General features: G+C 45.8%; 23 protein-coding genes, 1 tRNA gene and 1 riboswitch. Of the genes, 3 read left to right on the top strand and 21 right to left on the bottom strand.

All coding sequences use genetic code 11. The annotated features are described in order from the left end of the window. Positions 1-55: 55 nt before the first annotated feature. A complete protein-coding gene (locus BM243_RS00540) occupies positions 56-709 on the bottom strand; it encodes a DarT1-associated NADAR antitoxin family protein (RefSeq protein ID WP_074908919.1) in 654 nt (217 codons plus the stop codon). Between the two features lie 154 nt (positions 710-863). On the opposite strand from BM243_RS00540, the gene BM243_RS00535 reads away from it, so the two are divergent. After that, on the top strand, positions 864-1808 hold the full coding sequence (locus BM243_RS00535) for an NADP-dependent oxidoreductase (RefSeq protein WP_074908916.1): 945 nt from the start codon (positions 864-866) through the stop codon (positions 1806-1808). A 56-nt stretch (positions 1809-1864) separates the two neighbouring features. On the opposite strand, the gene BM243_RS00530 is transcribed toward BM243_RS00535, so the two are convergent. From BM243_RS00530 to BM243_RS00470, 13 genes are all read right to left on the bottom strand, one after another. Further along, positions 1865-2872 carry a D-alanine--D-alanine ligase family protein gene (locus BM243_RS00530; RefSeq protein ID WP_074908910.1) on the bottom strand — a complete coding sequence of 336 codons (1008 nt, stop codon included), beginning with the start codon at positions 2870-2872 and terminating at the stop codon, positions 1865-1867. A 150-nt stretch (positions 2873-3022) separates the two neighbouring features. After that, on the bottom strand, positions 3023-3772 hold the full coding sequence (locus BM243_RS00525) for an amino acid ABC transporter ATP-binding protein (RefSeq protein ID WP_074908907.1): 750 nt from the start codon (positions 3770-3772) through the stop codon (positions 3023-3025). A 1-nt stretch (position 3773) separates the two neighbouring features. Next, complete coding sequence (locus BM243_RS00520) at positions 3774-4547, bottom strand: amino acid ABC transporter permease (RefSeq protein WP_074908905.1); 774 nt, start codon at positions 4545-4547, stop codon at positions 3774-3776. Positions 4548-4609: 62 nt separating this feature from the next. Next, positions 4610-5428 carry a transporter substrate-binding domain-containing protein gene (locus BM243_RS00515; protein WP_074908902.1) on the bottom strand — a complete coding sequence of 273 codons (819 nt, stop codon included), beginning with the start codon at positions 5426-5428 and terminating at the stop codon, positions 4610-4612. Between the two features lie 108 nt (positions 5429-5536). After that, a riboswitch (Lysine riboswitch) is annotated at positions 5537-5720 on the bottom strand. A gap of 155 nt (positions 5721-5875) precedes the next feature. Beyond that, the gene (locus BM243_RS00510; RefSeq protein WP_074908900.1) at positions 5876-7222 is read right to left on the bottom strand and encodes a metallophosphoesterase; all 1347 of its coding nucleotides are present in this window, start codon (positions 7220-7222) and stop codon (positions 5876-5878) included. A gap of 129 nt (positions 7223-7351) precedes the next feature. Beyond that, positions 7352-7933, bottom strand: a complete 582-nt coding sequence (thpR, locus tag BM243_RS00505) for an RNA 2',3'-cyclic phosphodiesterase (RefSeq protein ID WP_074908897.1) — start codon at positions 7931-7933, stop codon at positions 7352-7354. Beyond that, positions 7923-8498, bottom strand: a complete 576-nt coding sequence (locus BM243_RS00500; protein ID WP_074908895.1) for an indolepyruvate oxidoreductase subunit beta — start codon at positions 8496-8498, stop codon at positions 7923-7925. Before BM243_RS00500 ends, thpR begins: the two co-directional genes overlap by 11 nt. A gap of 3 nt (positions 8499-8501) precedes the next feature. After that, positions 8502-10292: a thiamine pyrophosphate-dependent enzyme gene (locus BM243_RS00495; protein ID WP_074908892.1), complete on the bottom strand. Its 1791-nt coding sequence runs from the start codon at positions 10290-10292 to the stop codon at positions 8502-8504. Positions 10293-10442: 150 nt separating this feature from the next. Then, entirely contained in the window at positions 10443-11531 is a 1089-nt protein-coding gene (mutY, locus tag BM243_RS00490; protein WP_074908889.1) for an A/G-specific adenine glycosylase, read from the bottom strand. Next, positions 11528-12004 (bottom strand): HD domain-containing protein, encoded by a 477-nt coding sequence (locus BM243_RS00485; RefSeq protein WP_074908887.1) that lies wholly within the window; start codon positions 12002-12004, stop codon positions 11528-11530. The genes mutY and BM243_RS00485 overlap by 4 nt, the downstream gene beginning before the upstream one ends. Before the next feature lie 21 nt (positions 12005-12025). Then, positions 12026-12931: a radical SAM protein gene (locus BM243_RS00480; RefSeq protein WP_074908885.1), complete on the bottom strand. Its 906-nt coding sequence runs from the start codon at positions 12929-12931 to the stop codon at positions 12026-12028. Positions 12932-13035: 104 nt separating this feature from the next. Continuing rightward, positions 13036-13923 carry a hypothetical protein gene (locus BM243_RS00475; RefSeq protein ID WP_074908882.1) on the bottom strand — a complete coding sequence of 296 codons (888 nt, stop codon included), beginning with the start codon at positions 13921-13923 and terminating at the stop codon, positions 13036-13038. A 31-nt stretch (positions 13924-13954) separates the two neighbouring features. Then, a complete protein-coding gene (locus BM243_RS00470) occupies positions 13955-15268 on the bottom strand; it encodes a PGN_0703 family putative restriction endonuclease (protein ID WP_143093517.1) in 1314 nt (437 codons plus the stop codon). Between the two features lie 406 nt (positions 15269-15674). Between BM243_RS00470 and BM243_RS00465 the strand changes: the two genes are divergently transcribed. Further along, positions 15675-16091 (top strand): hypothetical protein, encoded by a 417-nt coding sequence (locus BM243_RS00465; protein ID WP_074908877.1) that lies wholly within the window; start codon positions 15675-15677, stop codon positions 16089-16091. Positions 16092-16142: 51 nt separating this feature from the next. Here BM243_RS00465 and BM243_RS00460 read toward each other — a convergent pair whose 3' ends face one another. From BM243_RS00460 to BM243_RS00445, 4 genes are all read right to left on the bottom strand, one after another. Further along, the gene (locus BM243_RS00460; RefSeq protein WP_074908873.1) at positions 16143-16697 is read right to left on the bottom strand and encodes a hypothetical protein; all 555 of its coding nucleotides are present in this window, start codon (positions 16695-16697) and stop codon (positions 16143-16145) included. 134 nt (positions 16698-16831) lie between these two features. Beyond that, on the bottom strand, positions 16832-17302 hold the full coding sequence (locus BM243_RS00455; protein WP_074908870.1) for a methylated-DNA--[protein]-cysteine S-methyltransferase: 471 nt from the start codon (positions 17300-17302) through the stop codon (positions 16832-16834). 108 nt (positions 17303-17410) lie between these two features. Then, a tRNA-Val gene (locus tag BM243_RS00450) sits at positions 17411-17486 on the bottom strand. Between the two features lie 249 nt (positions 17487-17735). Then, positions 17736-18602, bottom strand: coding sequence for an NYN domain-containing protein (locus BM243_RS00445; protein WP_074908867.1), 867 nt, complete (start codon positions 18600-18602; stop codon positions 17736-17738). 372 nt (positions 18603-18974) lie between these two features. Here BM243_RS00445 and BM243_RS00440 point away from each other — a divergent pair, with 372 nt between their 5' ends. After that, entirely contained in the window at positions 18975-19559 is a 585-nt protein-coding gene (locus BM243_RS00440; protein ID WP_074908864.1) for a hypothetical protein, read from the top strand. An 85-nt stretch (positions 19560-19644) separates the two neighbouring features. Here the strand turns inward: BM243_RS00440 and BM243_RS00435 are convergent, their stop codons facing one another. The 3 genes from BM243_RS00435 to BM243_RS00425 all read right to left on the bottom strand — a co-directional run bounded on the left by BM243_RS00435 (position 19645) and on the right by BM243_RS00425 (position 25058). Continuing rightward, positions 19645-20718, bottom strand: a complete 1074-nt coding sequence (locus BM243_RS00435; RefSeq protein WP_074910861.1) for a branched-chain amino acid aminotransferase — start codon at positions 20716-20718, stop codon at positions 19645-19647. 326 nt (positions 20719-21044) lie between these two features. Next, the gene (locus tag BM243_RS00430; protein ID WP_074908861.1) at positions 21045-21845 is read right to left on the bottom strand and encodes a lantibiotic ABC transporter permease; all 801 of its coding nucleotides are present in this window, start codon (positions 21843-21845) and stop codon (positions 21045-21047) included. Positions 21846-21998: 153 nt separating this feature from the next. After that, positions 21999-25058 (bottom strand): PAS domain S-box protein, encoded by a 3060-nt coding sequence (locus BM243_RS00425; RefSeq protein ID WP_074908858.1) that lies wholly within the window; start codon positions 25056-25058, stop codon positions 21999-22001. Between the last annotated feature and the right edge of the window lie 66 nt (positions 25059-25124).

Here is a 25124-nt window from a genome sequence, read left to right as displayed (position 1 = left end):
ATTCATTGTTTTTAAACAGATAAAAGCCATGGCACAGGCCACAGCTTTCGGTGCACTAGGGAAAAGTCATGGTATAAATACGATCGAACTCTTCCGAAGAGGAAAGTACTTTATCTAGAAGTCCTTCTCTATATAGGCTGATAAAATAGGACACTGACCGGGCGGGACTGAGATACATACTGCTCATCTGATAGGTCACGTCCGTGACAATCTCAGCGTTTAAAAGCGCTTCGTGGAGATCCTCCCGTTCTTTCAGTGCGCGAATGTAGAGGTAGTCAAAGAATTTATGTCTGGGATTTGTGGTGAAAGCTTCATTCTCAAAATGAAACCCCATGAGACTTCCAGCATGGCGGTGCCTTTGATCTCCCAGGATTTCTTCTGGCCGTTTTGATTTCAGATCTTCATAGGGCCCTCCCTCTTCATATACCTTGGCCGCTTCATAAAGCGCTGCCACAGGATATGCCACTCCATCCTCCCCTTTCAGTTTCAGAAGCCCAGGGGTACAGGCTTTTCCCACGGCATTGCCATAGGGAGAAACTTCCAGAATCTCTCCACCGCTCTCTTTTGCTCTGATCACGTGCAGCATGGTTTCCAAGGTTTTTTTCATGGAATGTGCCCGCTCTCCTCTGATTTCAGGAAAATACACTGTTTTTTCCACAATGAGCCCCTGATAGGAACTCTTTGGAATGAAATATAGGCGTTTTGCCACTTCAAGTTCACCTCGCTATCATTTCTATTATATCAGGGCTGTATGCGCAATTATTTCTAATTTAAGAAGGTTTTGTAAATAATGCAATCCGGCGACGTTTCGGCCCTTCCCCTGATTTATAGTAGAGTTAATAAATAACGAAAGGATGAGATGAATGGAAGAAATGAATGTCATGGCTTTTACTGAGTTTGGCGCACCGGATGTGCTTCGTCCCATGAAACTGGAAGTCCCCAAACCCCAAGAAGGTGAGCTTCTTGTGAAAGTAAAATGCGCTTCCTTTAACCCTTCTGATGCTTTGATGAGAAAAGGCGCATTCAAGAAGATCATCTCCTTGGATCCACTTCATGTCCCCGGAGTGGATTTTTCAGGACTCATCGTGGCTAAAGGCCCCCATGCAGAGCGTTTTCAGATCGATGATCGTGTCTTTGGGTATCTGGATATCCGAAGAAATGGTTCCTATGAAGAGTATGTGACGCTCTTAGAGGAGGACGCATGCAAAATACCAGCAGGACTGACCTTTGAAGAAGCAGCCTCTATCCCCCTCTCCTATCTCACGGCCTATGAAGCGCTGATGAAAAACGGCACGCTAAAACAGGGTCAGTCCATTCTCATCTATGGTGCCACGGGTGGTGTGGGTCTTGCCTCCATTGCCCTTGCGAAAACCATGGAAGCGAAGATCTATGCAGTGGCGGGGACGGAAAGCTTATCTCTTTTGGAGGGAAAGGACCTTCAGAAAATCATAGATTACAAAAAGGAGAATATTTTGGAAGATATGCCCACCAAGGTGGATGTGCTTTTAAACCTGGCACCGCTGAAAAAAGAAGACATGGTTCCTCTTCTTTCGATCCTTAAAGAAGAAGGCACCTTTGTCAGTACCACGGGGGTTCCGGATCTTCCGGAAGGCAGCAGCATCAGGCTTCATTCTGTTCAGACGAAAAGAAATAAAGACCATCTCGCCCTCATCACGAAACTTCTGGAGGAGAATAAAATCAGCTCTCTCAGAACATCTACCTGGCCCATCGCCGATGCACCTCTGGTGCACAGACTTCATGAAGAGGGAAAACTTCTTGGAAAAGCCGTGTTTCAAGTGGATTTCTAATGCAGAATGGAAAAAAGAGCAGCCTTTATAAGAAGCTGCTCTTTTTTTGCACTTAGTTATCTTCCGCTGATGAGACGGCCTGCCACCCCCCTTTTGTATCTGTCCTGCGCCGAGTCCACAATGTGATAGATGAGGTCCTCATAGGATTCTCCCGCCGCTTCCATCATCTTCACCAGATCGCTGTGGGTTTTGTGAAGTCCTGGAAGAGAATTCACTTCCAAAAGATAAATTCTCTCCTCTCTCACCCGAACATCAAGCCTTGCATAGTCGAACAGACCTAAGGTCCGAAAGATATGGCGGGCGGATACTTGTAGCTTCTCATGAAGACTCTCGGTAATTTTCGCGGGCACTTTATTTTTCACCTGGTCCTCAAACGTTACTTTTGCCTCAAAACTATAGAATGGGTAGAGGTCTTCCGGTAAATTCTTGAAGGATATCTCCATGGGAGGCAGTACATGAAGGTGCTCTCCGCTTCCTAGGACTCCCAGCGTGAATTCTCTTCCTTCTATATACTCTGTGAGTAAAAGAGGGGTGTATTTCTCCCGAAGGAGCACTTCCACCTGGGCTCTTAACTCCGTCCTGTTAAACACAAGATTCTCATTAAATATGCCTCTGCTGTATCCGCCGTCTTTGGGTTTGATCAAAATGGGAAATGGTAGATGAAAGGAAGAAAGCTCCTTTTGTGCTTCAATTTCCATGAATCTTGGCACCAGAATCCCCATACTTTTCAATACTTTCATGGTGAGCCCTTTATCATAGGCTTTCCCATGGGCTGCTCCGGAAGAACCAGTGTATGGGATGCCAAGTTCATCTAAAGCATTGGGCACAAAGGTGATTCCTCCAGGCAGCCCTTCCCCATTGGCTAAGTTGAACACCAGATCCGGCCTTTCTTCTTTCAGCTTCTCTTTCAGTGCTGTATCAGCTTCCAGGCAGGACACGTCATGACGTTTTTTGAGAACTTCCACAACGAACAGGACGGATTCTTCCATAAACTGATCGTGGAACAGGTCTTCTTTCTTATTTCTGGATTCACAGGGTTTATCACTGAGCACCAGAACTCTCATGGCAATGCACCTCACTTTCTGTTGCATTTTCTTAAGCCTATCACAAACCTTTACACCCTATGATAAACCGAAGTAAATAATCTGTAAATGAAAAAGAGCCTGGGGGCGGATTAAAATCAACCACAAGGCTCTTGTCTCTTTTCTATCTACTTAGTTCTCACTGAGGGTTCTTTGCAGGAAGGCTCTGGTTCTGTCTTCTTTGGGATTGTTGAAGATCACCTTTGGATCTCCCTCTTCTGCGATGACGCCTTCGTCCATGAAGATCACTCGATCAGATACATCTCTTGCAAAAGCCATCTCATGGGTCACCACCATCATGGTGAGTCCTGCTTCTGCAAGCTCTTTCATGACTTTCAGCACTTCTCCCACCATCTCTGGATCAAGAGCCGAGGTAGGCTCATCAAAGAGAAGCACATCCGGTTCCATGGAAAGGGCTCTTGCAATGGCCACTCTCTGCTTCTGTCCACCGGACAGCTGCTTTGGTTTTGCATTGACATACTGATCCATCCCTACAACCTTCAGATACTTCAGGGCCACCGCTTCCGCTTCTTCCTTGGATCTCTTCAGCACTTTCATCTGTCCCACCATGCAGTTGGACAGCACATTGTGGTTCTCAAAAAGATTGAACTGCTGGAACACCATACCGAGTTTGGTGCGGTACGCATTGACATCCTGGTCGTCTCCAAGAATGTTCTTTCCGCGGTAGAGAATCTCCCCTCCGGAAGGAGTCTCCAGGAGATTGATGCATCGGAGGAACGTGGATTTACCAGATCCTGAGGACCCGATGATGGAGATGACTTCTCCTTCCTTCACAGAAACGTTGATGTCCTTTAAGATTTCCCGTTCTCCGAAAGACTTTTTCAGTCCTCTGATCTCAAGTATCGCTTCTTTAGTTTCCATGTTACTTTCCTCCTTTCCCCTGAAGTCTCACCTGATCTTCAGGTTTCAGCACCTGCATCTGATTGCCGGTGAGGTTGTAGTTTTCAGGGCCATCCATTTTCTTCTCCACAAACCGTAAAATACGGGTGATGGAGAACGTGAGCACCAGATAGATCATTGCCGTGACAAGATACGTTTCCATATACATGAAGTTTACCCCAGCCACAGACTTGGTGGCAAAGAAGAGCTCACTGACAGAGATGACATTGAGCACCGAGGTGTCTTTGATGTTGATGACAAACTCATTACCGGTGGCAGGCAGAATGTTTCTGACCACCTGAGGAAGCACCACGTTCATCATGGTCTGAAAATGGCTCATGCCGATGGACTGCGCAGCTTCGTACTGGCCTTTGTCGATGGAGAGAATGCCTCCCCTTACAATTTCCGCCATATAAGCACCGGTGTTGATGGTGACGATGAGTATCGCCGCAAAGATTTTATTCATATCGATGGCAAAGGTCTGAGCTACGCCAAAATAGATGACCATGGCCTGTACGATCATAGGGGTTCCTCTGAATACTTCGATGTATACAGAAAGAATCCAGTTGATGAATTTCAAAAAGCCTTTCTTCATGCCCTTTTCAGGCTGAGGAATGGTTCTGATGATCCCGATGAACAGCCCCAGCAGGGTACCCAAGATGGTACTGATGATGGAGATTTCAAGGGTCACCAGGGCGCCTCTTAAAAACATGGGCCAGTTGCTGATAAAGATATTATATAACGTTTCGATGAACATGGGTCCTCCTCATGAAAATCCGCTCCAGGAACTGAGCTCTTGGAGCGAGAAGTTCTAAATCACTAGTTTTGGGATGGCTGGGAAAGAATCGCTTCATCCATGATGCTCTGCTGCTCTTCCAGGGAGAGGCCTGCGAGAATCTCGTTGATTTCTGCTAGTAGCTCTTCATTTCCTTTGTTGAGACCAACTGCGATGGCTGTGTCGTCTGGTGAAGTTTCAAATCCGTCTTCCAGTTCTACAAAGGTAAAGTTCTCATTGGCTGCGGAAGCGCTGACCGCTTCAGGTCTTTCTGTCACATACGCATCAATGACGCCGGATTCCAGAGCCACTCTGATGGACGCGAAGTTCTCCATGGCAGTCTGCTTTTCCACCGATGGAATCTGATCGATGACATCATAGTGGAAGGTGTTCAGCTGAGCAGTAACCTTTGCCCCACTAAAGTCAGAAAGGTTCTTTGCGTTTTCAAAAGCGCCGCCCTTCTTCACCACCAAGACCAGATCAGACATGTAATAATTGTCGGAGAAATCGATGGATTCTTTTCTCTTTTCTGTAGGAGACATTCCTGCGATGATGGCATCAATGGTGCCCGACTTCACAGCTGGAATGAGACCATCCCATTCAATCTTCACAATGACCAGTTCCTGGCCCAGACCTTCTGCTAATCTTTTTGCAATCTCCACATCATATCCTGCGGCAAATTCCTGTCCGCCATCAATGGCCACAGCACCGTTTTCATCGTTACTTTGAGTCCAGTTGAAAGGGGCATATCCTGCTTCCATTCCTACTTTAAACACTCCGTCGTTCTTGGCATCTATTTTAGTTCCGCACCCTGCAAGTACTGTCACAGCGCTGATGAGTAATCCTAATACAATCTTCTTCATGATAAATTTCTCCTTTTCTTTTAGAATTTTTGATTTTTTTGAATAAAAAAATGCCTGAGACGAACTCAGGCATTGTATATACAATCCTACTTTCCCCTTTCTTTCCCTTGATAAGATAGCTCAACCATAGGGCCGTGGGTCTTGGCCTATGGACAGTCCAGCAGCTGTTTGCTGCAGTCCCAGCATGGAAAGCTGAGGGCATTCCACACTTCGGCGGTTTTTCCTCCCCCGTAGAATCATCGCTTCCTCAGCTCCTCTACAGTCTCTTAAACACCGCGCCTCTACCTCACCTGAAAAAGATGAGGTCACTATTCAATTGTTAGGTCTATAGTAAGACACAGGTCATTTTCTGTCAACCTAAAAAACAGAATTTCATGAATCTCTTAGATATTTGCTGAAATTCCTGAACATGAAAACCATCCCACAAGAAAAACCATTTCCAATCTGTTAATCTTTTTCCTTTAGGGGGATGAAAAGTCTGTTGTCGTCGGGACCATCTTCTTCGAGCATCCTTGTGACATACTGGGATGTTCTGGTGTTTTCCCGTTCTTTTAGAAGCTGCACGCCTGGATGATCTAAAAGCTTCTCTGTGAAAAGATCTTCATCTCCCCCAAAATACAGCACATTCATCTCTCCCACGGCTTCTGCCATAACCTTTGCATCCTCTTCTGTTTCGCCTTCTTCCGTGATCAGCCTCTGATAGATTCTGGCAGAGCTGTTCTTTGCGAAAAAACTTCGGGACTGGGCATCCAGGCTTATAAACTCCCGCAAAGAGCTTCCCGCCATGACAGTATCTAAGGGTACTTTCACCGATTCGTATCGGAGACCTTCTTCCTTTCCAAAAAGAAGCTGCCCATACTTATGGGGATACACGGAAAGGGCACCAGATGCAATCTCGAAGTACTGACCACCGTGAGGATCCTGCTGGATGTCCTGGATGTGGATGTGGCCTGTGAGGTTCAGCTTCACGTCTCCCGCCTTCAGGATATTCACGTACTCCTCGCTGTTGTCAAGCACATAGTCCTCCACCGCATTGCGCGCATGGATGATGCTGTTGTGGTGGGAGGCAGAAATGACTTCCACCCCCTTTTCCTTGGCTTCCTTCAGCACCTGTCTCATGAACTGGAAGGTGGAAAGACTTAAAATGCCCCCTGCCTGGGGATAGCCAAGCTTTACATTCTCCCTGTATCTGTTGGTGTCCATCATGAGGATCCAAAGATCCTTGGATGCTTCATAAACATAGCTCAAAGAGGCTTCATCCCGATAAAGCGCTTCTTGGAATCCAAAGTCCTTATAGATTTCTGTGAATTCTTCTGTCGTCACCGTATCCACTTTCAGCTGCTTGTCGCCAAGAAAACCTCTGGCGTGAGGATTGAGAAGATCATGATTTCCTGGGGTCACCAGGACCTCTGTGCCCTGGTTTTCCAGGGTCTTAAAGTACACCGCAAGATCCTCGTGGCTGGCCTGTTCCCCATTGTTGGTCAAGTCTCCGCTGACGAGAAGATAATCTGGTTTTTTCTCCAGAACTTCCTGTAGAAACAAAGAAAAGATTTCTTCAATATACGGCAGATTTTTACCGTCTCCCCCAAGGCTGTATCTCTCAAAAGCCTTTCCCTCGTCGTTAATTCGGGAAGACAAAAGGTGTGGGTCAGAGATGACAAAAATAGAAACATCTCCTTCTTTTCGGGCAGGCTCTCCGTGAACCTCCTTCTCTTTCAGCTGACAGCCTGAAAGAAGCGTCAGCAGTACCAGCAGTGCCAGCACCTTTACTCCACTATAGTTTTTCTTCTTCACTTAAGATCCTCCCTGCCCCATTTCGACGTGTTTTATTGAGTGAACAATGATATCCTTCCCTTTTTGAAAGCTCCCCTTCATCTCTTTGAAGGGGAGCTTCACTATTTTACCATGTTTTCTTTTCTCTATCTAGACTTCCTGACGCTTCGCTACCAGAGGCTCCACATGAAGAGGCTCATAGCGGGTACCTTCTCCATCCTCGATGGATTCGAATAAAATAAGCTTATCCACCAGAATGGGCAGTTTAGGCATATGGCTCTTCTCGTTCATAGACACAAGACCTTCGGATTGTGGCAGAAGTTTTCCCTTTTTCACCAGGGTGATGTGGGGATGGAAAGGACGCTCCTCAATGGAAAATCCTCTTCTTCCAAGGGCATCCTTGAGGGACTCCTCCAAAAGCAGAAGCTCCTTTGTGCTCCGGATGCCCATGAAGTATGTATCTCCCTTAGGAAAGCTGAACTCTCCAAGATTTCCCATATAGGTGAGAAAAATAGGCGTTTTCACGGCCACTTCCACCATGGCGTCCAGAATGCGGTGCATGGCATCCGCGTTTTGCTCCCCAAGGAACGCCAGGGTCATATGGAAGTTCTCCTCAGGTACGATGTGACCCTTTTCCAGATCCTTGGCCAGTCTTCTCTGGGATTCTTTCAGATTCTCCCGGTGCACACTGTTCAGCTCCATGGCAATGAATACTCTCTTCTCAGTTTCCATACTGCTTCCCCCTGTAAAAGGCTGTGAGGTTCTCTTCCACAGCTTTCGGCGGTACATGGGCTTTCAAAACCACTTCAAAGACCTGATCCTCGATGGGCAGGTACTTAGAAACCAGTCCTAAGAGGATGGTGTTGGCGGCTTTGATGTTCCCGGAAGCTTCCGCTTCTTTCTGGGCATCGATCTCAATGACTTCAAACTTCTCTTTAAGCGCTTCGATGGCCTCTTCCGGATAAGGCTCCTTCTCCAGAAGCACCGGTGTGGGATACACCCTGTTGGTGTTCAGGATGATCTTTCCGCCCTCTTTCAGCACATGGCTCCAGCGAAGAGCCTCCAGAGGCTCCATGCCTAAAATGATGTCCGCTTCCTTGGGCAGGATGTTGGGGGAATAGATTTTCTCCCCCATCTTGACGCTGCCCCAGACGGTGCCGCCTCTTTGGGACAGACCCACCACATCGTTGGTCTTCACATCTAGGCCTTGGGAAAAAGCGGCTTCAGAAAGGATTCTTGTGGCAAGGACCAGTCCTTGGCCACCAACGCCTGCAATGATGATACTGATGTTCTCCATAGATTATGCCTCCTTCCTGGATGGTTTGATGGCGCCCACAGGACAGACCTGTGAGCATACGCTGCATCCTACACACATCTCAGGGTCAATGAAGGACTTGAGGCCTTCAATCCCCGGATATTCCTTCATGCGGATGGGTGGACAGTTGGTCTTCACGCAGCTTCTGCAGCCGATGCATATGTTGGGATCCACATAGTAATGGGGCTCCTTGATCTTGAATTTCAGAGCACAAGGCCTAGTGGCGATGATGACGGAGATGCCTTTTTTCTTCACTTCCTCTTTCAGGGTATCCCGGAAGAGCTTGTAGTCAAACTGGTCCACATACTGCACATTGTCAATGCCCATGGTGTTCAGAATGGCTTTGATGTCCATATGCATGTCGTCATTCACATCGTATTTACCGCTGGATCCGTTCTGCTGGCCTCCGGTCATGGCTGTGGTGCCGTTCTCCAGCACGATGAAGGTCATATTGTCCTTCTCATCCAGCTGATGGAGAAGATTGGCAAAGCCGGTCATACCCGAGTGGAAGAAGGTTCCATCTCCGATGACAGATACAAGAGGCTTTTCACTGCCTTCCATTCTCATGATCTTATTCATGCCTTTTGTGATGCCCACGGTGGCACCCATGCTGATCATGGTGTGGGAAGCTTCAAAGGCGGGAAGAACAGACATGGAGTAGCATCCGATGTCTCCCATGACGGTGACTTTCATTTTCTTCAGAATATCAAAGACAGGCCTATGGGGACATCCGGAACAGAACATGGGCGGTCTTACGACCACAGGATCCTTGTCTAAGGAAAGGAATCTTTTCTTTGTGAGAAGACCTGCTTTTAGAAGCCCTTCTTCAATTTCTTCGGAGTTCTGCTCTCCAGTGAAGGAGAACCACTCTTTACCTTCGCAGTGTATGCCCATGAGCTTCAGCTCATTTTCTATAAATGGCATCATCTCTTCAATGACGATGATTCTATCATATTTTTCCCGGAGCTCTTTCAGTCTGCGCTCACTTAACGGATACACAAGACCGGGTCTGTAGATGCTGTAGGGCACCTGAAGCTCTCTCAGGTTCTCATAAACAAGCCCCGTAGCCACCAGAAGCACCTTAGAGCCCTCCACCTCATGATAAAGATTCATAGGGGCATCATAGGCATACTCCGCAAGAGCCTCCAGTCTTTCCTTCATGGCATACTGCCTGGCGTGGGTGATGGGCGGCAGCATGGTGAACTTGTTGTTGTCTGGTGTGAATCCTTTTGGTTTGTGTTCTTCACGTTCATTTAAGGTCACGATGCCGCGTCCGTGGCAGACACGGGATGTCACATCCACCATGAAGGGCATTTCAAACTGTTCTGACAAAGTCAGTCCCCACTTCACCGAATCTTTCACATCCTGGCTGCTTCCAGGATAAAGAATGCCCATGTTGGCAAATTTTCCGATGATTCTGTTGTCCTGCTCATTTTGGGAGCTGGCCATGCCTGGATCGTCTCCCGTCACAAGGACAAAGCCTCCCTGGGTGGGTGTCTGGGTGAAGGTCATCAATGGGTCCATGGCCACATTGACGCCTACATGTTTCATGGATACCATGGAACGGGCGCCGTAAAAAGAGCTTCCAATGGCCACTTCCAGCGCTACTTTTTCGTTGACGCTGAATTCTGCATAGATTTCTTTGTATTCTTTCACCGCTTCCAAAAGCTCAACGGTGGGTGAACCTGGGTAGCTGGATGCAAGAAGTCCTCCTGCTTCATAGAACCCTCTGGCGGCAGCTTCATTTCCGGTCATTACTTTTCTTGTTGTCTCCATTCGTCTCCCCCTCTATATTTGTAAAATTAAGTCATGTTTACCTTTACATTTTAACATTCTTTTCCATTCCTTGGAACTGTATTCACAAAAGGTACCTCATTATTGCAGATATTTTTCACAAAGTCAAAAAAGAGAGGTTTCCCTCTCTTCTCATAGGCCATCATTTTCACCCAGTTCTTCAAAGTAATCCCGAAAGGCTGTGGCCAAGCTATAGCTCATTTTTATCTCTTCTCTTGTGAGAAACAGAAGATCCTCTAAGGGAGCTTCCAGTTCCACCACATAAGCCTTCAGTTTCCAGAGGATATGGGTAAATAGAAACTTCTTGTCTTTTAAGGGATAGATGGCCAAAGGTTTTCCGCCCAGGTTCTCCACCCACTCCTCTATGAGGTGCCCCTCGTAATGTCCCTCTTCATGGTAGAACTCATATAGACCCGCAAGGAGGGCTCCTTCCTCTCTTTTTCTAATGCCATATCTGCCGTCATGCCGGAAAATGAGCACCGAACGCTCTTCTTCCCGGCGCTCTTTCTTCTTGACTTTTAGGGGAATCTCCTCCTGAAGATTCTCTTTGTAAGCGGTGCAGGAGTCTTTCACCGGACAGACCCCGCACCGGGGACTGCCGTTGGGAATACACACCAAAGCACCCAGTTCTATAAGGCCCTGATTGAAGTCCCCCACCATGACATCAGGAAGGAGACTTCGGACCTCTTCTTTGATCTTTTTCATGACAGCAGGTTTTTTCAGATCTTCTCTGATTCCCAGAAGTCTTGCCATGACCCGGTACACATTGCCGTCCACGGCGATTTCTTTCTTTCCGAAGGCTTCTGAGGAAATGGCGCCTGCGGTGTATTCTCCAATGCCCTTCAGCTTCAGAAGGTCCTCATAGTTCTCTGGTATTTCTCCCACGTGCCGCTCCATGATTTCTCCTGCAGCGATTTTGAGGTTCCGTACCCGGTTGTAGTAGCCAAGGCCTTCCCACAGCTTCAGAAGAGTTTCATCCTCTGCATTGGCCAATGCTTCCACTGTATCATACTTCTCGATGAACCGGTGAAAGTATGGGATCACCGTATCCACTCTGGTCTGCTGGAGCATGATCTCCGAGATCCAGATATAGTAGGGCAAAGGGTTCTCCCGCCAAGGCATGGCTCTTTTATGCTCCTGAAACCAGTCCAGGATCTTCTTCTGAAAGCCCTCTTTTAAGAAGAGCGCTTCTGTTTTCTCGAATTCATTTTGTTTTGTCATTCTGTTTCCTTTCTGTCTGTGAAACCCAAGGTGTCTTTGATGCTGATTAATTTATCCGCCAGAGACACCAGATAGCTTTCCCGGTACCTGGGCAGTTTTATCGTCAAGGGCCACATATGTTTTATGATGATGTCTTCTTCCAGAGGGGTTAACCTGAAATGCTTCATGGCGTTCTTATGGGCGGTCCTATGGTGGTGCAGTCCATGGAGTCTCTTCCGGCTTTGGTCCGGCACATGCCAGTCATAGAGATAAAAATCATGAAGCATTGCGCCTTTCACAACACTTTTTTCATGGAACGACCAAGGCAGTCTTCTGGAAAGAAGAAAGGCCAGCTTTGTCACCTCCACACAATGGTCATAGGTGCTGGTGTTGCCATGCTGAATAAATGTTTTCATCCGGAGCACTTCTTCATGCTCAAGTATACCCTCCATATAGCGTAGGAGAAGTTCTTCTTCCTTCTTTGTGAGCTTCATAAAATGCATCAACTCCTTTTACTAAAGTCCTTCTCCATTAAATGGAGGAATAAAGCTTTCGTCCTGGGTTTCTCCTTCTTGTATGAATGCTTTTCTTATGCCCAGAAGCTGCGCAAAGGAAACCAGTTCCTCATACTCTTCTTCTGTGAGCTTTCTTTGAAGCTCCGGATATTTTCTCAATACCTCCATGGGGGTGTACTGGTTCATAATGCTGAAATAGACGCTGTTTCCGAAGGTGTCTTTCAGAAGCATCAGGATCTCTTTAGAGTCCCCTAAGCTTCCAGGTAAAGACAGATGCCGGATGATGGTGCCTTTTAGGAGCATCCCTTCCTCATCAAAGACTGGCTTCCCCGTTTGGCGCACCATCTCCTTCAGCGCCTCCAGGGCAATGGTCCGGTACTCCTTGGTCCTGGAGTATCGAAGGCCCAAGTTCTCGTCAAAGTACTTGAAATCCGGAAGATAGATGTCCACAAGACCTTCCAGCATCTTCAAGGTCTCCACTTTTTCATAAGAGCTGGTGTTGTACACAATGGGAATCGTCAGACCAAGACCTTTGGATGCAAGGATCGCCTCCCGGATCTGCGGCACATAGTGGCTGGGGGTCACCAGATTGATGTTGTGGGCTCCTTTATGCTGAAGCTCCAGAAAGATTTCCGAGAGCCTTTTCACAGACACCTTCTTCCCATATACACCTAAGGCAATCTCATGGTTCTGGCAGTAGACACATCCCATATTGCATCCTGAAAAGAACACCGTTCCAGAACCTCTTTCCCCGGAGATGCAGGGCTCTTCCCAATGATGAAGAGCAGCCCTTGCGAGGATCACTTCCGCAGGGACTCTGCAAAATCCCAGCTCCCCTTGATTTCTATTGACGCCGCAGTCTCTGTGACAGATCCTGCAGTCTTCCATTTCTTTCCATGTTTCCATCTTTCTTCACTCCAATTCATCTTCCATTATACCAGAGGAAAGAAAAAGAAAAACAGATGCATCTCTCCTTGTGATAGAGATGCATCTGTACCTTCCTTTTAGCTTTACTGGGACGGAATTTTTCCAAAGGCTTTCAGAAGAAGGAGATTGTGAATGCAAAGATCGGATCTCCAGTAGTTTCTGGAAACGTAAAAGCTGTCCTCGTAAGATCCCCAAGCCCAGTTGATGTCCCAGAATCCCTCTTCCTGAAGACTGCCTTCCAAAAACTCTAGATCCTTCTCTAAAAGATCTCTCATCTTTCTGTAAAGAGGATGGTTCGGAGACTTAATGATATGGGTGGGCCTTAAAACGTAGTTTTTAAAGTTTGTGGGATTCTTCTCTATGTTCTTTTCTATAAGCTCATTGAGCCGCTCTTCATCCAGGTACGGACGAAGCTCTTCCAGCGCAATGAGATCATGCATGGAGAAGCTGTCCCCTTCCATGAACTCTTTTTTCAGCTCTTCTAAGGTGTTCAAGGCAAGATAATAAAGATCCGTCTCATACTCCCCCTGGTCCAAAATGAACCGAAGAAGAGGTGCGGTGGGGTTATAGCTGCTGAAGGTGCCGTCTTCTTCTTCAGCGCTCCACCAGGGTGCATGGGGATGGTTCTCGTTTTCTTTGACAGAAAACAGCCATCTTCCATGACGTTTCCCATGACCCGAGGCCAGATATCTGAAGATGTTCTGAATGAGAGGATGGTTTTTGTCCTCTATCCCCAGTTCTTTCAGAAGAAGAATGCCATGGCAGGTGGCCATGGGTGTGGAGTAGGGATTTAAAAAATCCGGCTCCAGTCCATGTCCCAGTCCTCCATCCTCATTCTGGTAGGCTGAAAGAACGGTGAGAAGTTCCTCTTTTGCCTCTCCTTCAAAATGAATCTTCCACCTAATGTAATCCAAGGGCCTGGCATTTCTTTTAATGAACGTTTCGATTTTGGTAAAAGTCTCCTGATTCATAGTGACGATCTCCTTTGCTGTTGGCTGGATCTCAGTATCTGAAGTATTTGTCTTTCAGTTCAGTTTCATAATATCTGGAGAGCTCCGGATTGGAGAGCTGATTGAGAAGACTGTCGATGACCTCTTCCCAGACCACGGGATAAAAGTGTTCTCTCCCTTTTTCTGTGAGCACATGGTCTCTAAAATACAGTGCTTTTTCCCGCAGCTGGAAGTTTTCTCTTGGGAGAAGAACAAGTAGTCTGCTCTTCTCCTGAAGATGCAGAAGACTTCTCATATAGCGGTATTCTTCCAGAAAGAAGGCTTCATTCTTGAAGCTCTCTTCAATCATATCGCTGGCAGAAAGAAGTGGTCCGTAGACCGCTGTATATTTCTCCAGAAAGGATTCTTTCTCTGCTCTGCCGAAACATCCGTCTGTATAGTTTGAAAGGACATAGAGCTCTTCTCCGTCCTGCAGCTCCATATAAAAGTCAAAACAGGATTTTCTTCTCCCTGAAGGCTCCACAGGAGAGAGCTTCGAAAAAGAAAGATGCAGCGGATCGTAGGCTTTGGCGTCTTCCAGACTGAAAAGATCCAGAAAGCTTTTCAGTTCCCCTTTCTTCAGGAGAGGGTAAAAGAAGTTCACACCAAGAACCTGGGAGGAATTGAGATGATGGGAAAATCTGTGCCAGTGTATGCCGGAAAGATAGGGCGATGTGATGAGGTCTTCCCGCACCAGGGGCAGGAAATTCTCATGATAGTTCTTCTCCGGCAGGATATGACCGTAGGCTTTTCCCCGTACATCCCCCACTTCTCTGATTCTCAGCACCTTTTCCCGATATCTCTCCATATGGCTCAGTACTTTCTCCCGGAAGGCTCTGTCATCATAAAAAGCAGATTCATAAGCCCAGGTCAGGCTTACAGTGGAAAGCTTCGTGCTGGGAAAGTCATCCTCTGCAAGAAAGAGAAATGCACTGTCTTCCCGGAAGAGATATTCATCATTGCCAGGATCAGAAAGATCCAGAATGGCTCTAAACAGCGAAGCTTCTTCAATGACACCAAGATGCTCTGCTTTAGAAAGGTTTTCCAGTACCACCAGCAGTTTCTCTGCGCCTCTTTCTGACAGCTCCCGCACATCTTTGGCGGTGATTTGTGCTCCATTTAGAAAAAGAAGCGTATAATTTTCTTTCTTTGCATAGTCCTTCAGTTCCGCAAGAATTCTCTCTTCATTGCCGGTGTCTCTCACCACCAGAAGTTTTTTCCGGCCAAGATGCTGAGTAAGAAAGTTCAGGAATCCTTTCTTGTCCTGGTCCAGCTTCGCAGCATCGTCTGTCATGGGATGCCCCACTTTCAATAGCGTATTCTCCACAACCATTCCCTCCAACCTCACTATATTTTCGTAAACATTTACATGACTCTATTTTAACCCAGAACTGATGAAAAATGTTTAGAAATTCACAAGATTTACAAAAAATACAGGACTCCTAGGTTTTCATCGAGATCTGCTGTTTTCTCTGCTCTTTTATGGCCTTAGGAAAAGAAAGAAGTCCCGTTATCGTCTGATTTCTTCGATGAGGGAGCTGCAGGTTGATAATAAAGGGGCATTTGAATAAAACAGCAGTTCCGTTTCAATTTGTGGATATAGAGGTTTATGGAGAAGTTATGTGTACTATTTAAAATTTGGTTAAATTTTATTCTATTTCGCGTTATTTTTATTGTTTAACAATAAAAATATGTTATGATACAGTAACAAACACGTTTTAGGAGGTCAATTTATGACATATAAATCTAAGAACCACATCTGCTTCACGGCACTCCTGCTTTTCGCAGCGCTTTCTTTCTTATTCTTATCAGGTTGCAGTTCCAAAGGAAGTGAAGAGGATACTGCTTCTTATCGGGTAACCATTGAAAATCAGTCGGAAACTGAAGTCTATGAGATATCCTATTCAAAAGGTGGAGAAGCCTCTGAAGCTGGAGGCGGTATGTACGCTGACGGAACTCCTATCAAGAAAGGGGACGATTTTTCTTTCACCTTTAGTGAAGAACCCGGAACCCTGAATCTTAAGTTTCACGATAAAGAAAAGGAAGTCATTGCAGTGTCTTCCATAACACCAGCCTTCAATGAGAAGAGAGAATCCACTTTACTCTTGATTTCTGCGGATGGTAAACTGACACTTCTACATGAAAACTAGAATCTAAGTCAATCAAGGGAAAAGGCACTCCACATATGAAGTGCCTTCTTTTTAAGGTATGAATCTTGGCTCGTCTGGATCAAAGGGATTTCTCTCATCCACACTGCCATTATAAGGTTCACGGTTGCTGTCCAGCCTATGAAGCGCTTCTTCTTCGGTGATACCCAGGGAGTCCTCCTCCTCCAGGTCACGGTCAGGCACCTCTGTTTCTTTCAGATCCGGTCTGATGAAACTGCCTTCTTCCTCCGGCATCTCATAGGTTCCCGGGGTGATGGGCGCTTCGCTTTTATCTGGCTTCTTGTCTCCCAGAAAGAGAAGAATCTCTCCATCCATGAACTTTTCGGTGAGATGCCTCATGGCATCTTCATCCAGATGCTCCTGATGCAGTGCGGTGACCACCTCCAGAAAGCTTTCTCCATGATAGATCTTTCCCACGGGTGCATCGGTGTAATACCGGGCATCGTGGCCGCTACGGATTCTCTCGAATGCATAGGGGATCCGTGTCAGCACCGTCACTTCTGTATCGTCTGTCAGTAGAGGCTCCAGATCTTTAATGGCCAAAGCCGCCTCTTCTTCTGTTTTATAACTTCCTGCATATTGTTTCATTGTTTCCTCATTCTCCTTTCTTCCATTGGTTTCTGATCTTATCCAAGACTTTACCAAAGAGATGAGGACAAATCTTTGCCAATGGGTAAAAAACTCGTGAAATCAACGATGCTTGCTGTTCATATTTGTGAAATCTACAGAAGAGACCCTTCCAGGCGAAGGAGAGCTTCCTTGATGGGAAGACCTCCGCCATACCCCACTAGAGCGCCATTTTTCCCGATGACTCTATGACAAGGAATAAAGATGGGAATGGGGTTTCTGTTGTTTGCCATCCCCACAGCTCTTGAAGCTTTCTCATTGCCGCAAAGCTTGGCCACCTCCTGATAGGACCTGGTTTCTCCTTTTGGGATGGTGAGAAGTACTGCCCACACCTTCTTCTGGAAAGGTGTACCTTCCGGATGGAGGGGCAGCGTGAACTGATCCCTCTTCCCTTCGGAAAACTCTTCCAGCTGCTTTTTCGCCAGGAGCATGAGCGTGGTGGGCTTTTCCATCTTCATCTCTAGTTTCAGTTCACCACTCCCAAAATCCACTGCAGTAATAAACCCATCTTCTTCTGTGAGGATCAGATCCCCTAAAAATGTATGGATAACACCATTCTTTTTCATCTTCTTCCCTTCCTTCAAAGTACTAGTACTTTCAGTATAGTAAAAAAATCAGCATAAAAAAAGAAACCGGATCTTCTTTTAATAAAAAAGAAATCCAGTTTCTCGCTATGGTGGGAAGAACAGGACTCGAACCTGCGACTTTCACCTTGTCGAGGTGACACTCTCCCAGCTGAGTTATCCTCCCATAGGCAGTTAAACCTGCTTCTTTATTATAGCAAAGAAATAGATTTTGACAAGGTTTTTACAGGAAATATTTTACTGGAATGGCGTTGAATCTTTAAGAGATCCCCAGTGCTTTTCTCTATTTCCTGTGTTCCCCAAGGATTATGTTTATTGGAACATTCTATTTGAATCTGATTGTTCTGTGTAAATCGAAGCACCAGAGGCCAGTTTTCCTATGATGCTTCGAAGAGATCCATCACCCACAGATTCTCTATTTTTTCTTTTTCCTTCGGTATACCGCTCGCTTCGGTGGTGCTTGTGGTTTTGCCTCTTCTTGAACTTCCTTCCCTTCTCCTTTTAAAGTGACCCACACGGAGGTGCCGTCTCCTTTTGTGTGGAACTCGAGAAAATCAAGTTTTTTCAGGAACTTGGACAGCTTGTTGTCTCCATAGTTTCTCACGTCAAAATCAGGATATCTTTTCACCAGACGGTTTCCGATTTCACCCATGTTCATGCTCTGGGTCTCTGCCTCATTCATCATTTTCAAAATGGTGGACTTAATCACTTCCATATCTGTCATGGATTTTTCTTCCTCAGGCTTTTCGGTCTTGCCATTGGTTTTTACAGGCTGCGTCTGCTCTTTGGACTTTCCGTCGCTGCCAGCGGATACTTCTTTCTTCGGTGTCCTTGCACCTTCTTCAGAGGCCAATAGAACATCCAGATACTTGAACTGATTGCAGGCTGCGATAAAAGGTTTAGGTGTTTTCTGTTCTCCCATGCCCACCACCAGCATGCCCGATTCTCTGAGCCTTGAAGAAAGCTTTGTAAAGTCACTGTCACTGGAGACGATGCAGAACCCTTCCACGTTGCCGGAATAAAGGATGTCCATGGCATCGATGATCATGGCAGAGTCCGTGGCATTTTTCCCAACGGTATAGCTGTACTGCTGAACCGGCGTGACACTGTTTTCCAGAAGGATGTCCTTCCAGGAAGCAGATCCTGGAGAAGTCCAGTCTCCATAAATTCTCTTGTATGTGGATACTCCATAATTTGAAACTTCATCTAAAATATACTTAATATACTTTGCAGAGACGTTGTCTGCGTCAATGAGCACTGCAAAGCGTTTTTCTTCCACCATGTATTTCTTCCCCCAATGTATGTTCTCTTTCCTTTATCATAACACGAAATGGAGTGCTCCATATAGTAGTCCAACATCTTTTTGAAACATTCTTCATTTCATTGAAGTTTTTCAAGTTGAGCCTTCTGACAAGGTGAGAGAAGGCATGCACCAGTAGATTCAGCCTAGATTGGCTTAAAGGAGGAAGCCTTCGCCATAAAAGTCAAAATACAAAATACAACGTGTATTAATATTTTTGTTTCTGGATTCACAAAGAGGAAAATAAAGACTATAATGATACTATTCATTTTTCTACTATTTTATGAAAACATCATGGAATTATAAGAATTCTATACTATACTGGTAAAGTACTAAAACAAGAGAGGAAATCACATGGAAAAGAAATATATCTACCTGGTTTTTACGAAAACAGGCACATGGCTTTCCAGAGCCATTGCTACTTTTTCTGACATGAAATATGTCCATGCCTCCATCAGCTTTGATGAGACCTTTACAAAAATGTACTCCTTCGGCAGGAAGAATCCTAACAATCCTTTTTCAGGCGGATTTGTGGAAGAAAACCTCAAGGGCGGCGTCTATAAGAAATTTACCGATGCCCGATGCCTCATCTACAAAGTGAAGGTCACACCGCTGCAGTATGATTCTTTAAAGCATGAGCTGTCAAAGTTTCAGAACGAGGCGGACAAGTATCACTATAACCTTCTGGGACTTTTGGGTGCCAAGTTCGGGATCCCACTGAAACGGAAGCATCATTACTTTTGTTCTCAGTTTGTGTCAGAAATCCTCATCAACAGCAAGGTCTATGACATTGATAAAGAACCGGAGCTCATTGCACCGGACGATCTCTACAGCATGGAGAATCTGGAACTTCTTTATGAAGGATTCATCACACTTTATGAGCATCAGCCTGAAATCCTCCCCATGCCTCAAGTTCTGAAAAGTCCGGCCCTTTTGTAGGCAATTATTTATTATTCTATTTTTCTTCAGAATAAGGCAATCCCTCCTGTCAACAAAATGACAGGAGGGATTTTATCGTGAGGGTTTATTTTTCGAGTTTTTCCATCCAGTGGAAGGTATCTTCTACTTTTCCGCTCTGGATTCCTGTGAGGCCGTCATAGAGCTTCTGAGTCACAGGACCGATGCCTCCATCCTGAACGGTGAAATCTTCCCCTTTATAGGTGAGTCTTCCCACAGGAGAAACCACGGCGGCTGTTCCTGTACCCCAGGCTTCTTCAAGCTTCCCGTTTTTCGCGGCTTCCATGAGTTCATCTACGCTGATGAGGCGCTCTTCCACTTCATATCCCCAGGATCTTAAAAGCTCCATGCTGCTCATTCTGGTGATTCCTGGAAGTACAGATCCATTCAGCGCAGGTGTGATGATTTTACCGTCAATTTTGAACATGATGTTCATGGCGCCGACTTCTTCGATGTACTTTCTTTCTACACCATCCAGCCAAAGCACCTGTGAGAATCCTTTTTCGGAAGCTCTCTTGGAGGCTCTGATGGAGGCTGCGTAGTTTCCACCGCATTTTGCAAATCCAGTACCACCGCGCACCGCACGCACATCCTCATCTTCAATCATGATCTTGATGGGATTGATGCCTTCTGGGTAGTAGCTGGCCACAGGGCAGGTAAGAATACAGAAGAGGTAGCTGTCTGAAGCGTGTACGCCCAGACCCACATCTGTTGCAAACATAAACGGTCTGATATAGAGGGAAGATCCTGCAGCAGACGGCACCCAGTCCTTGTCCACTTCTACAAGCTTTCTCAAAGCTTCCATGAACATATCCTCATCCATGGCTGGCATGCTGACCCTTTCCCCGGATCTTGCCATTCTTTTAATGTTCTCATAAGGTCTGAAGAACTGAACTCCCCCATCAGGTCTTCTGTAAGCTTTCATTCCCTCAAAGATCTCCTGGGCATAGTGGAACACCATGGCGCCTGGATCTATGGGAATGGGTCCATGTGGTACGATTCTTGCATCGTGCCATCCGTCTTTACTGTTGTAGTCCATCAAAAACATATGATCTGAAAAAGTTTTTCCAAACTTCACTTTACTGATGTCCTGAGGAATTTCTCTTTTATCATCTCTCAGCTGGATTTTGATTTCTTTGATCACAAACAACACCCCTTCTTCACTGTTTCATAGGTTTATTATACCGGATAAAAGTGGATGTTCAATCTTTGAACGCCTTGAGCCAAGCTTATGTAAACATTATCATCTTAAATATTTCCTTTTTTTCTTGACTGATTCATAAGGATATTTCCGAAGGAGTGTGAAATTTCCCCTGCAGGGACCTTTCCCCTAAAGAATTGCTATATCTTCATTTTTCTGCCAGGTTCCTGTTTTCATTGTTAATTAATTCGCATAATCCAGTCACTTTACTGACAATAATGCATTTTAAGAGAGGTCTGCAGAAACCTTCTATAAATCTGTCCTCGCTATTTCCTCTTTCTTTTTTGGGAAAAGAATACATACCCTTCCGCCATGACAAAGAGAAAGATGGAAGCGCCTGCTGCCAAGAGAATCATGGGATAGGCTCTGTCAAATCCCTCGGGTTTCAGATGCTTATAAAGAATCCCCGCATAGGCCCAGATCAGAACCGCGCCATAGGCCATGTCCTTTTGGGAAAACATGGTGAGAATGCCGATGGCTGCGCCTGTAAAGAGGATCAGTACCGTCCAGAGGTTTTCAGAAACCCCAAAGCCGTTCCAGCTTACATCCACAAGAAGCGTCGTCACGTTGGCGATGGTGGCGACAGTGATCCATCCGAAGTACACACTGAAGGGAAGCCTTACAAAAAACTTCTCGCGGAGACTGAGCACTGCAGACTTTGTCTGAAGATTGATGTAGATGAGACAAAGAAGGAGAACCAGCATGAGAAGAAGAGATATGAGGATTTCTTCATAATGCCAGGCTAAAATCCACAGGCTGTTTGCAACCGAGGAGATGGAAAATATAATGCCAATACGGGTAAGAAGCCTGCTGTTTCCTGCTCTCGCCCCTCCTTTCAAGACACCCAGCTGATATAGCACAAAAAGTCCTAATAGAAGATAGATGACGCCCCAGATGGCGAAGGTGATGCCGTCTGGCGCAAAGAGATTGGGATAGGAATCTGAGATTTCTCCTGTGCCTTTTCCGTTGATGGGCAGAATGTTTGCCAGGGCGTTCATGAGAATCATGAGAAGATAGGTGACCGTGACAATGATCCGCAAACTAAAGGTTGGTGTTTTCTCGTTCATAATTATGTCCTCCTTCTATTCTTTCCTATATTCAGCATACAACAAATGCACTGTCTTGTGTTCTCCCTGTTCAAGGATTCATAAATTGTTTCAAGATTCAAAAAAGAGAGCCCTGCTCTTAAAATGCATGCATTCTAAAAGCAGAGCGTATCTTTAGTCTTCATTTAGTACTTTCTGTATAAACAGTTCTACAAGATCCGGGTCAAACTGGATGCCGGAGAAGTTTCTCAACTCTTTCATGGCCTCTTCTTTGGAAAGAGGCTTCCTGTAGCTGTGTTTGCCGGTCATGGTTTCATAAGCGTCCGCAACAGCAATGATACGGGCCGCTCTAGGGATGTCATAGCCTTTCAGGTTCTGTGGATATCCTGTGCCGTTCCACCATTCATGATGGCTGAGGACCACTTCAGCAATGTGTTTGTACTCATCCACTTCTTTCAGCAACTGGTATCCAAGCTCTGCGTGCTTTCTCACCTGGCTCACTTCTTTATCTGTGAGCTTTTCCTTCTTTTTCAGAAGCTCTTTGGGCACCATGACTTTTCCAATGTCATGGTAGCTGGCAGCAAGCCTAATATTCTCCAGTTCATTTTCTTCCAGTCCAATAACCTGACCAAGTTTTATAGCGTAACTGGAGACTTCTTTTGCGTGGTTGATGACTTCTGGATGCTTTGTGTTGAGCTTTTGCACAAGCTTTTCCATGGTTCTCTTTTTGACAGTTTTTCCATATCTCAACTTGTTTCGGTACATGTTGTTGTCCGCTTCTGCAAAGAGATCGTCGAAATGCTCTTCTGGGTGCCTCATGACGGAGTATCCGATGGCCAGAGACACATGCATGGATTCCACATGGGTCTTGGAGGCTACAGAGACGATACGGTCTTTCAGTGCCTTGGCCTGGGCTCTGTCACTGTTTGGAAGAAGGATGACAAACTCATCTCCTCCGGTTCTGCAGATGATGTCTCCAGGTCTTGTGACTTCTTTACAGATCCTGCCCACCGCTTTCAGAAGCGCATCACCCACGGAATGCCCAAAGGCATCGTTGGTGAGTTTCAGTCCATTGACATCCACCACCATGATGGTGAGAGGAAGTCCAAGGAGTTCTTCTTTGGACGCAATGGCCTCATTTAAGAATCTTCTGTTGTAGAGTCCTGTGAGGGCATCCCGGAAACTGAGGTCTTCTATGTTTTTCATTTCTTCCCGTCGTCTGGTGACATCTTTAAACATCACCACTGCACCGATGGTTTCATTTCCGCTGCCTGAAATGGGTGAGGCGGAAAGTTCCACAAAAATTTCGTTGCCATTCTTTGCTACAACCCGGTGATCCTGTGAGAACTCTATGGTCTCGCTTCTGCTGATACAGTCTTTGGCAATATCTCCGATGGGATTTCCGTTGCGGTCTTCCACATGTAGAATTTCTTCCAGTTTCTTTCCGTAGGCATCATCCTGATTCCAGCCAGTCATCTGCTCGGCCATGCTGTTCATGATGATTACATTTCCGTGATCGTCAGTGGAAATTACCGCATCTGCCGCAGAATGGATGGTGTTCTTGAAGAGATCTTTTTCAATGAGGAAGTAGCTCTCCAGCTGTTTTCTTTCTGTGATGTCCCGGATGAAGTTGATGAAAATGGTATCGGGATCACTTAAAACAGACACGGAGATTTCCACGTCAAAGGCCGTTCCGTCCTTTTTCTGATGTCTCGATTCAAAGAGCGCGGATCCAGTTTCCAGGATTTTTTTGGTTCTTTCCAGAACCCCTTCTTCCTCTTCTTTCACAGTATGGATGAATATAGAAGACCCGATGAGTTCTTCTTTGGTGTACCCGGACATCCGGCAGTAGGCTTCATTGACATCGATGATGATCAGCTTCTCATTTACTGCATAGTATCCGTCTGTGGCGGTCTCCAGAATCTTCTGAAGATACAGTTCCCTGGTTTTTCTCTCTTCTTCCGCATGGATTTCCTTGGTGATGTCTCTTTGATTTCCGAAGAAGCCAAGTACTTGCCCATAGCTGTCGTACAGACATGTATAATCACTGGAAATATATAGAGTTTCTCCGGATTTTTTCTTCTTTTCCAATACCATCTGGTGATGGCCTTTATGGAGAAGGGACAGCCAATGCTCTTTCCCATCCTCGATATCCGTAAAAACTTCTTTCACAATGGTGTTTTCCAGCAGTGCATCTTCTGAAATGCCATACAGACTGACCATGGCAGGATTGATGCGGTTCATTTTCAGGTTATGATAAATCTCTTTCAGAGCGCTGTCCTGATTCTTTTGGCTCCACTTCACAGGATGGTCCAGCATCATAAAAAATTTACCGCTTAAACTCTGGGTAAAGTAGATGTCCAAAAGTCTTTCGTTCTCTTCCAGGCGCTCTTCTGCAAGCTTCCGCTCTGTAATGTCACGGCTTACGCCTAGAACCCCCATGAGCTGGTTGTTCGGTCCAAAATATGGGGTCTTCAGTGTTTCAATATAGTTTCTGGAACCATCATTTCGGGTGTTCCATTCTTCGTTTTTTCTTGGGGTGAGATCTTTAAAGATCTGCTGATCTTTACTGACAAAGATATCTGCAATCTCATCGGTGTACAGGTCATAGTCATTTCTGCCTAAAATCTGCTCCTTTGGCAGATTGAGAAGCTCTGCAAAGTTCTTGTTGCAGCCTCGGTAGACACCATGGATGTCTTTAAAGAACACCAAATCATAGATGGAGTCTAAAAATCTGTTGACGGGGCTGTCAAGATCTGCAAGGCCCAGTACCATATTGCCATCGTAGCTACCATGAGGATAGTCCAGACTTATTTGCCCATCCTGTCCCCTTCTGTAGCTGATATCAATGTTGAAAGGCGTATCCACATAGGCATAGACCTTATAAAACTCTGTGGTGCCATAGATTTCTCCTGTAGAGGACTTGGATATGGAAATGAGTCCGCTCAGAACCACTTCTCCACCCGCTGCACTGACAAAGGTCAGCTCTCTTTCTCCGGGTTCTTTCCCTTCTTTCACCAGCTGCAGCACTTCCTCGTAGGTTCTTCTGGAGGATGGAGATAGAAGCTTCCAGACAGTCTGAAGCTTCATTTCTTTATCTGTATAACCTAAAGTTTTTCTAAAGGCATCGTTGTAATACAAGAAATTCCCCTGTAGATCAATGGACTGTATTATGGCACTGGAATAGTCCATCATACATTTCCAATCTATGGGGAGACCGTCTCTATTTTCCATTCCTTTCCTCCTGCATTCACCTTCGGATATTTTTCATTTGATTATGCGCAAACTATGCTGTTGTCA

The sequence above is a fragment of the Proteiniclasticum ruminis genome (assembly GCF_900115135.1).
In the GTDB taxonomy this organism is placed as follows: Bacteria; Bacillota; Clostridia; order Clostridiales; family Clostridiaceae; genus Proteiniclasticum; species Proteiniclasticum ruminis_A.
The sequence above is the reverse complement of the archived record's forward strand: the minus strand, read 5'-3'. Positions and strand labels throughout refer to the sequence as shown.

Excerpts from the sequence above, each read along its gene's own strand:
- BM243_RS00520 (WP_074908905.1), bottom strand. The coding sequence starts at position 4,547 with ATGTTCATCGAAACGTTATATAATATCTTTATCAGCAACTGGCCCATG.
- BM243_RS00515 (WP_074908902.1), bottom strand. The coding sequence starts at position 5,428 with ATGAAGAAGATTGTATTAGGATTACTCATCAGCGCTGTGACAGTACTT.
- BM243_RS00455 (WP_074908870.1), bottom strand. The coding sequence starts at position 17,302 with ATGAAAAAGAATGGTGTTATCCATACATTTTTAGGGGATCTGATCCTC.
- BM243_RS00530 (WP_074908910.1), bottom strand. The coding sequence starts at position 2,872 with ATGAGAGTTCTGGTGCTCAGTGATAAACCCTGTGAATCCAGAAATAAG.
- BM243_RS00480 (WP_074908885.1), bottom strand. The coding sequence starts at position 12,931 with ATGGAAACATGGAAAGAAATGGAAGACTGCAGGATCTGTCACAGAGAC.
- BM243_RS00485 (WP_074908887.1), bottom strand. The coding sequence starts at position 12,004 with ATGAAGCTCACAAAGAAGGAAGAAGAACTTCTCCTACGCTATATGGAG.
- thpR (WP_074908897.1), bottom strand. The coding sequence starts at position 7,933 with ATGGAAACTGAGAAGAGAGTATTCATTGCCATGGAGCTGAACAGTGTG.
- BM243_RS00465 (WP_074908877.1), top strand. The coding sequence starts at position 15,675 with ATGACATATAAATCTAAGAACCACATCTGCTTCACGGCACTCCTGCTT.
- BM243_RS00525 (WP_074908907.1), bottom strand. The coding sequence starts at position 3,772 with ATGGAAACTAAAGAAGCGATACTTGAGATCAGAGGACTGAAAAAGTCT.
- BM243_RS00475 (WP_074908882.1), bottom strand. The coding sequence starts at position 13,923 with ATGAATCAGGAGACTTTTACCAAAATCGAAACGTTCATTAAAAGAAAT.
- BM243_RS00430 (WP_074908861.1), bottom strand. The coding sequence starts at position 21,845 with ATGAACGAGAAAACACCAACCTTTAGTTTGCGGATCATTGTCACGGTC.
- BM243_RS00440 (WP_074908864.1), top strand. The coding sequence starts at position 18,975 with ATGGAAAAGAAATATATCTACCTGGTTTTTACGAAAACAGGCACATGG.
- BM243_RS00535 (WP_074908916.1), top strand. The coding sequence starts at position 864 with ATGGAAGAAATGAATGTCATGGCTTTTACTGAGTTTGGCGCACCGGAT.
- BM243_RS00460 (WP_074908873.1), bottom strand. The coding sequence starts at position 16,697 with ATGAAACAATATGCAGGAAGTTATAAAACAGAAGAAGAGGCGGCTTTG.
- BM243_RS00500 (WP_074908895.1), bottom strand. The coding sequence starts at position 8,498 with ATGGAGAACATCAGTATCATCATTGCAGGCGTTGGTGGCCAAGGACTG.
- BM243_RS00445 (WP_074908867.1), bottom strand. The coding sequence starts at position 18,602 with ATGGTGGAAGAAAAACGCTTTGCAGTGCTCATTGACGCAGACAACGTC.
- mutY (WP_074908889.1), bottom strand. The coding sequence starts at position 11,531 with ATGACAAAACAAAATGAATTCGAGAAAACAGAAGCGCTCTTCTTAAAA.
- BM243_RS00495 (WP_074908892.1), bottom strand. The coding sequence starts at position 10,292 with ATGGAGACAACAAGAAAAGTAATGACCGGAAATGAAGCTGCCGCCAGA.
- BM243_RS00425 (WP_074908858.1), bottom strand. The coding sequence starts at position 25,058 with ATGGAAAATAGAGACGGTCTCCCCATAGATTGGAAATGTATGATGGAC.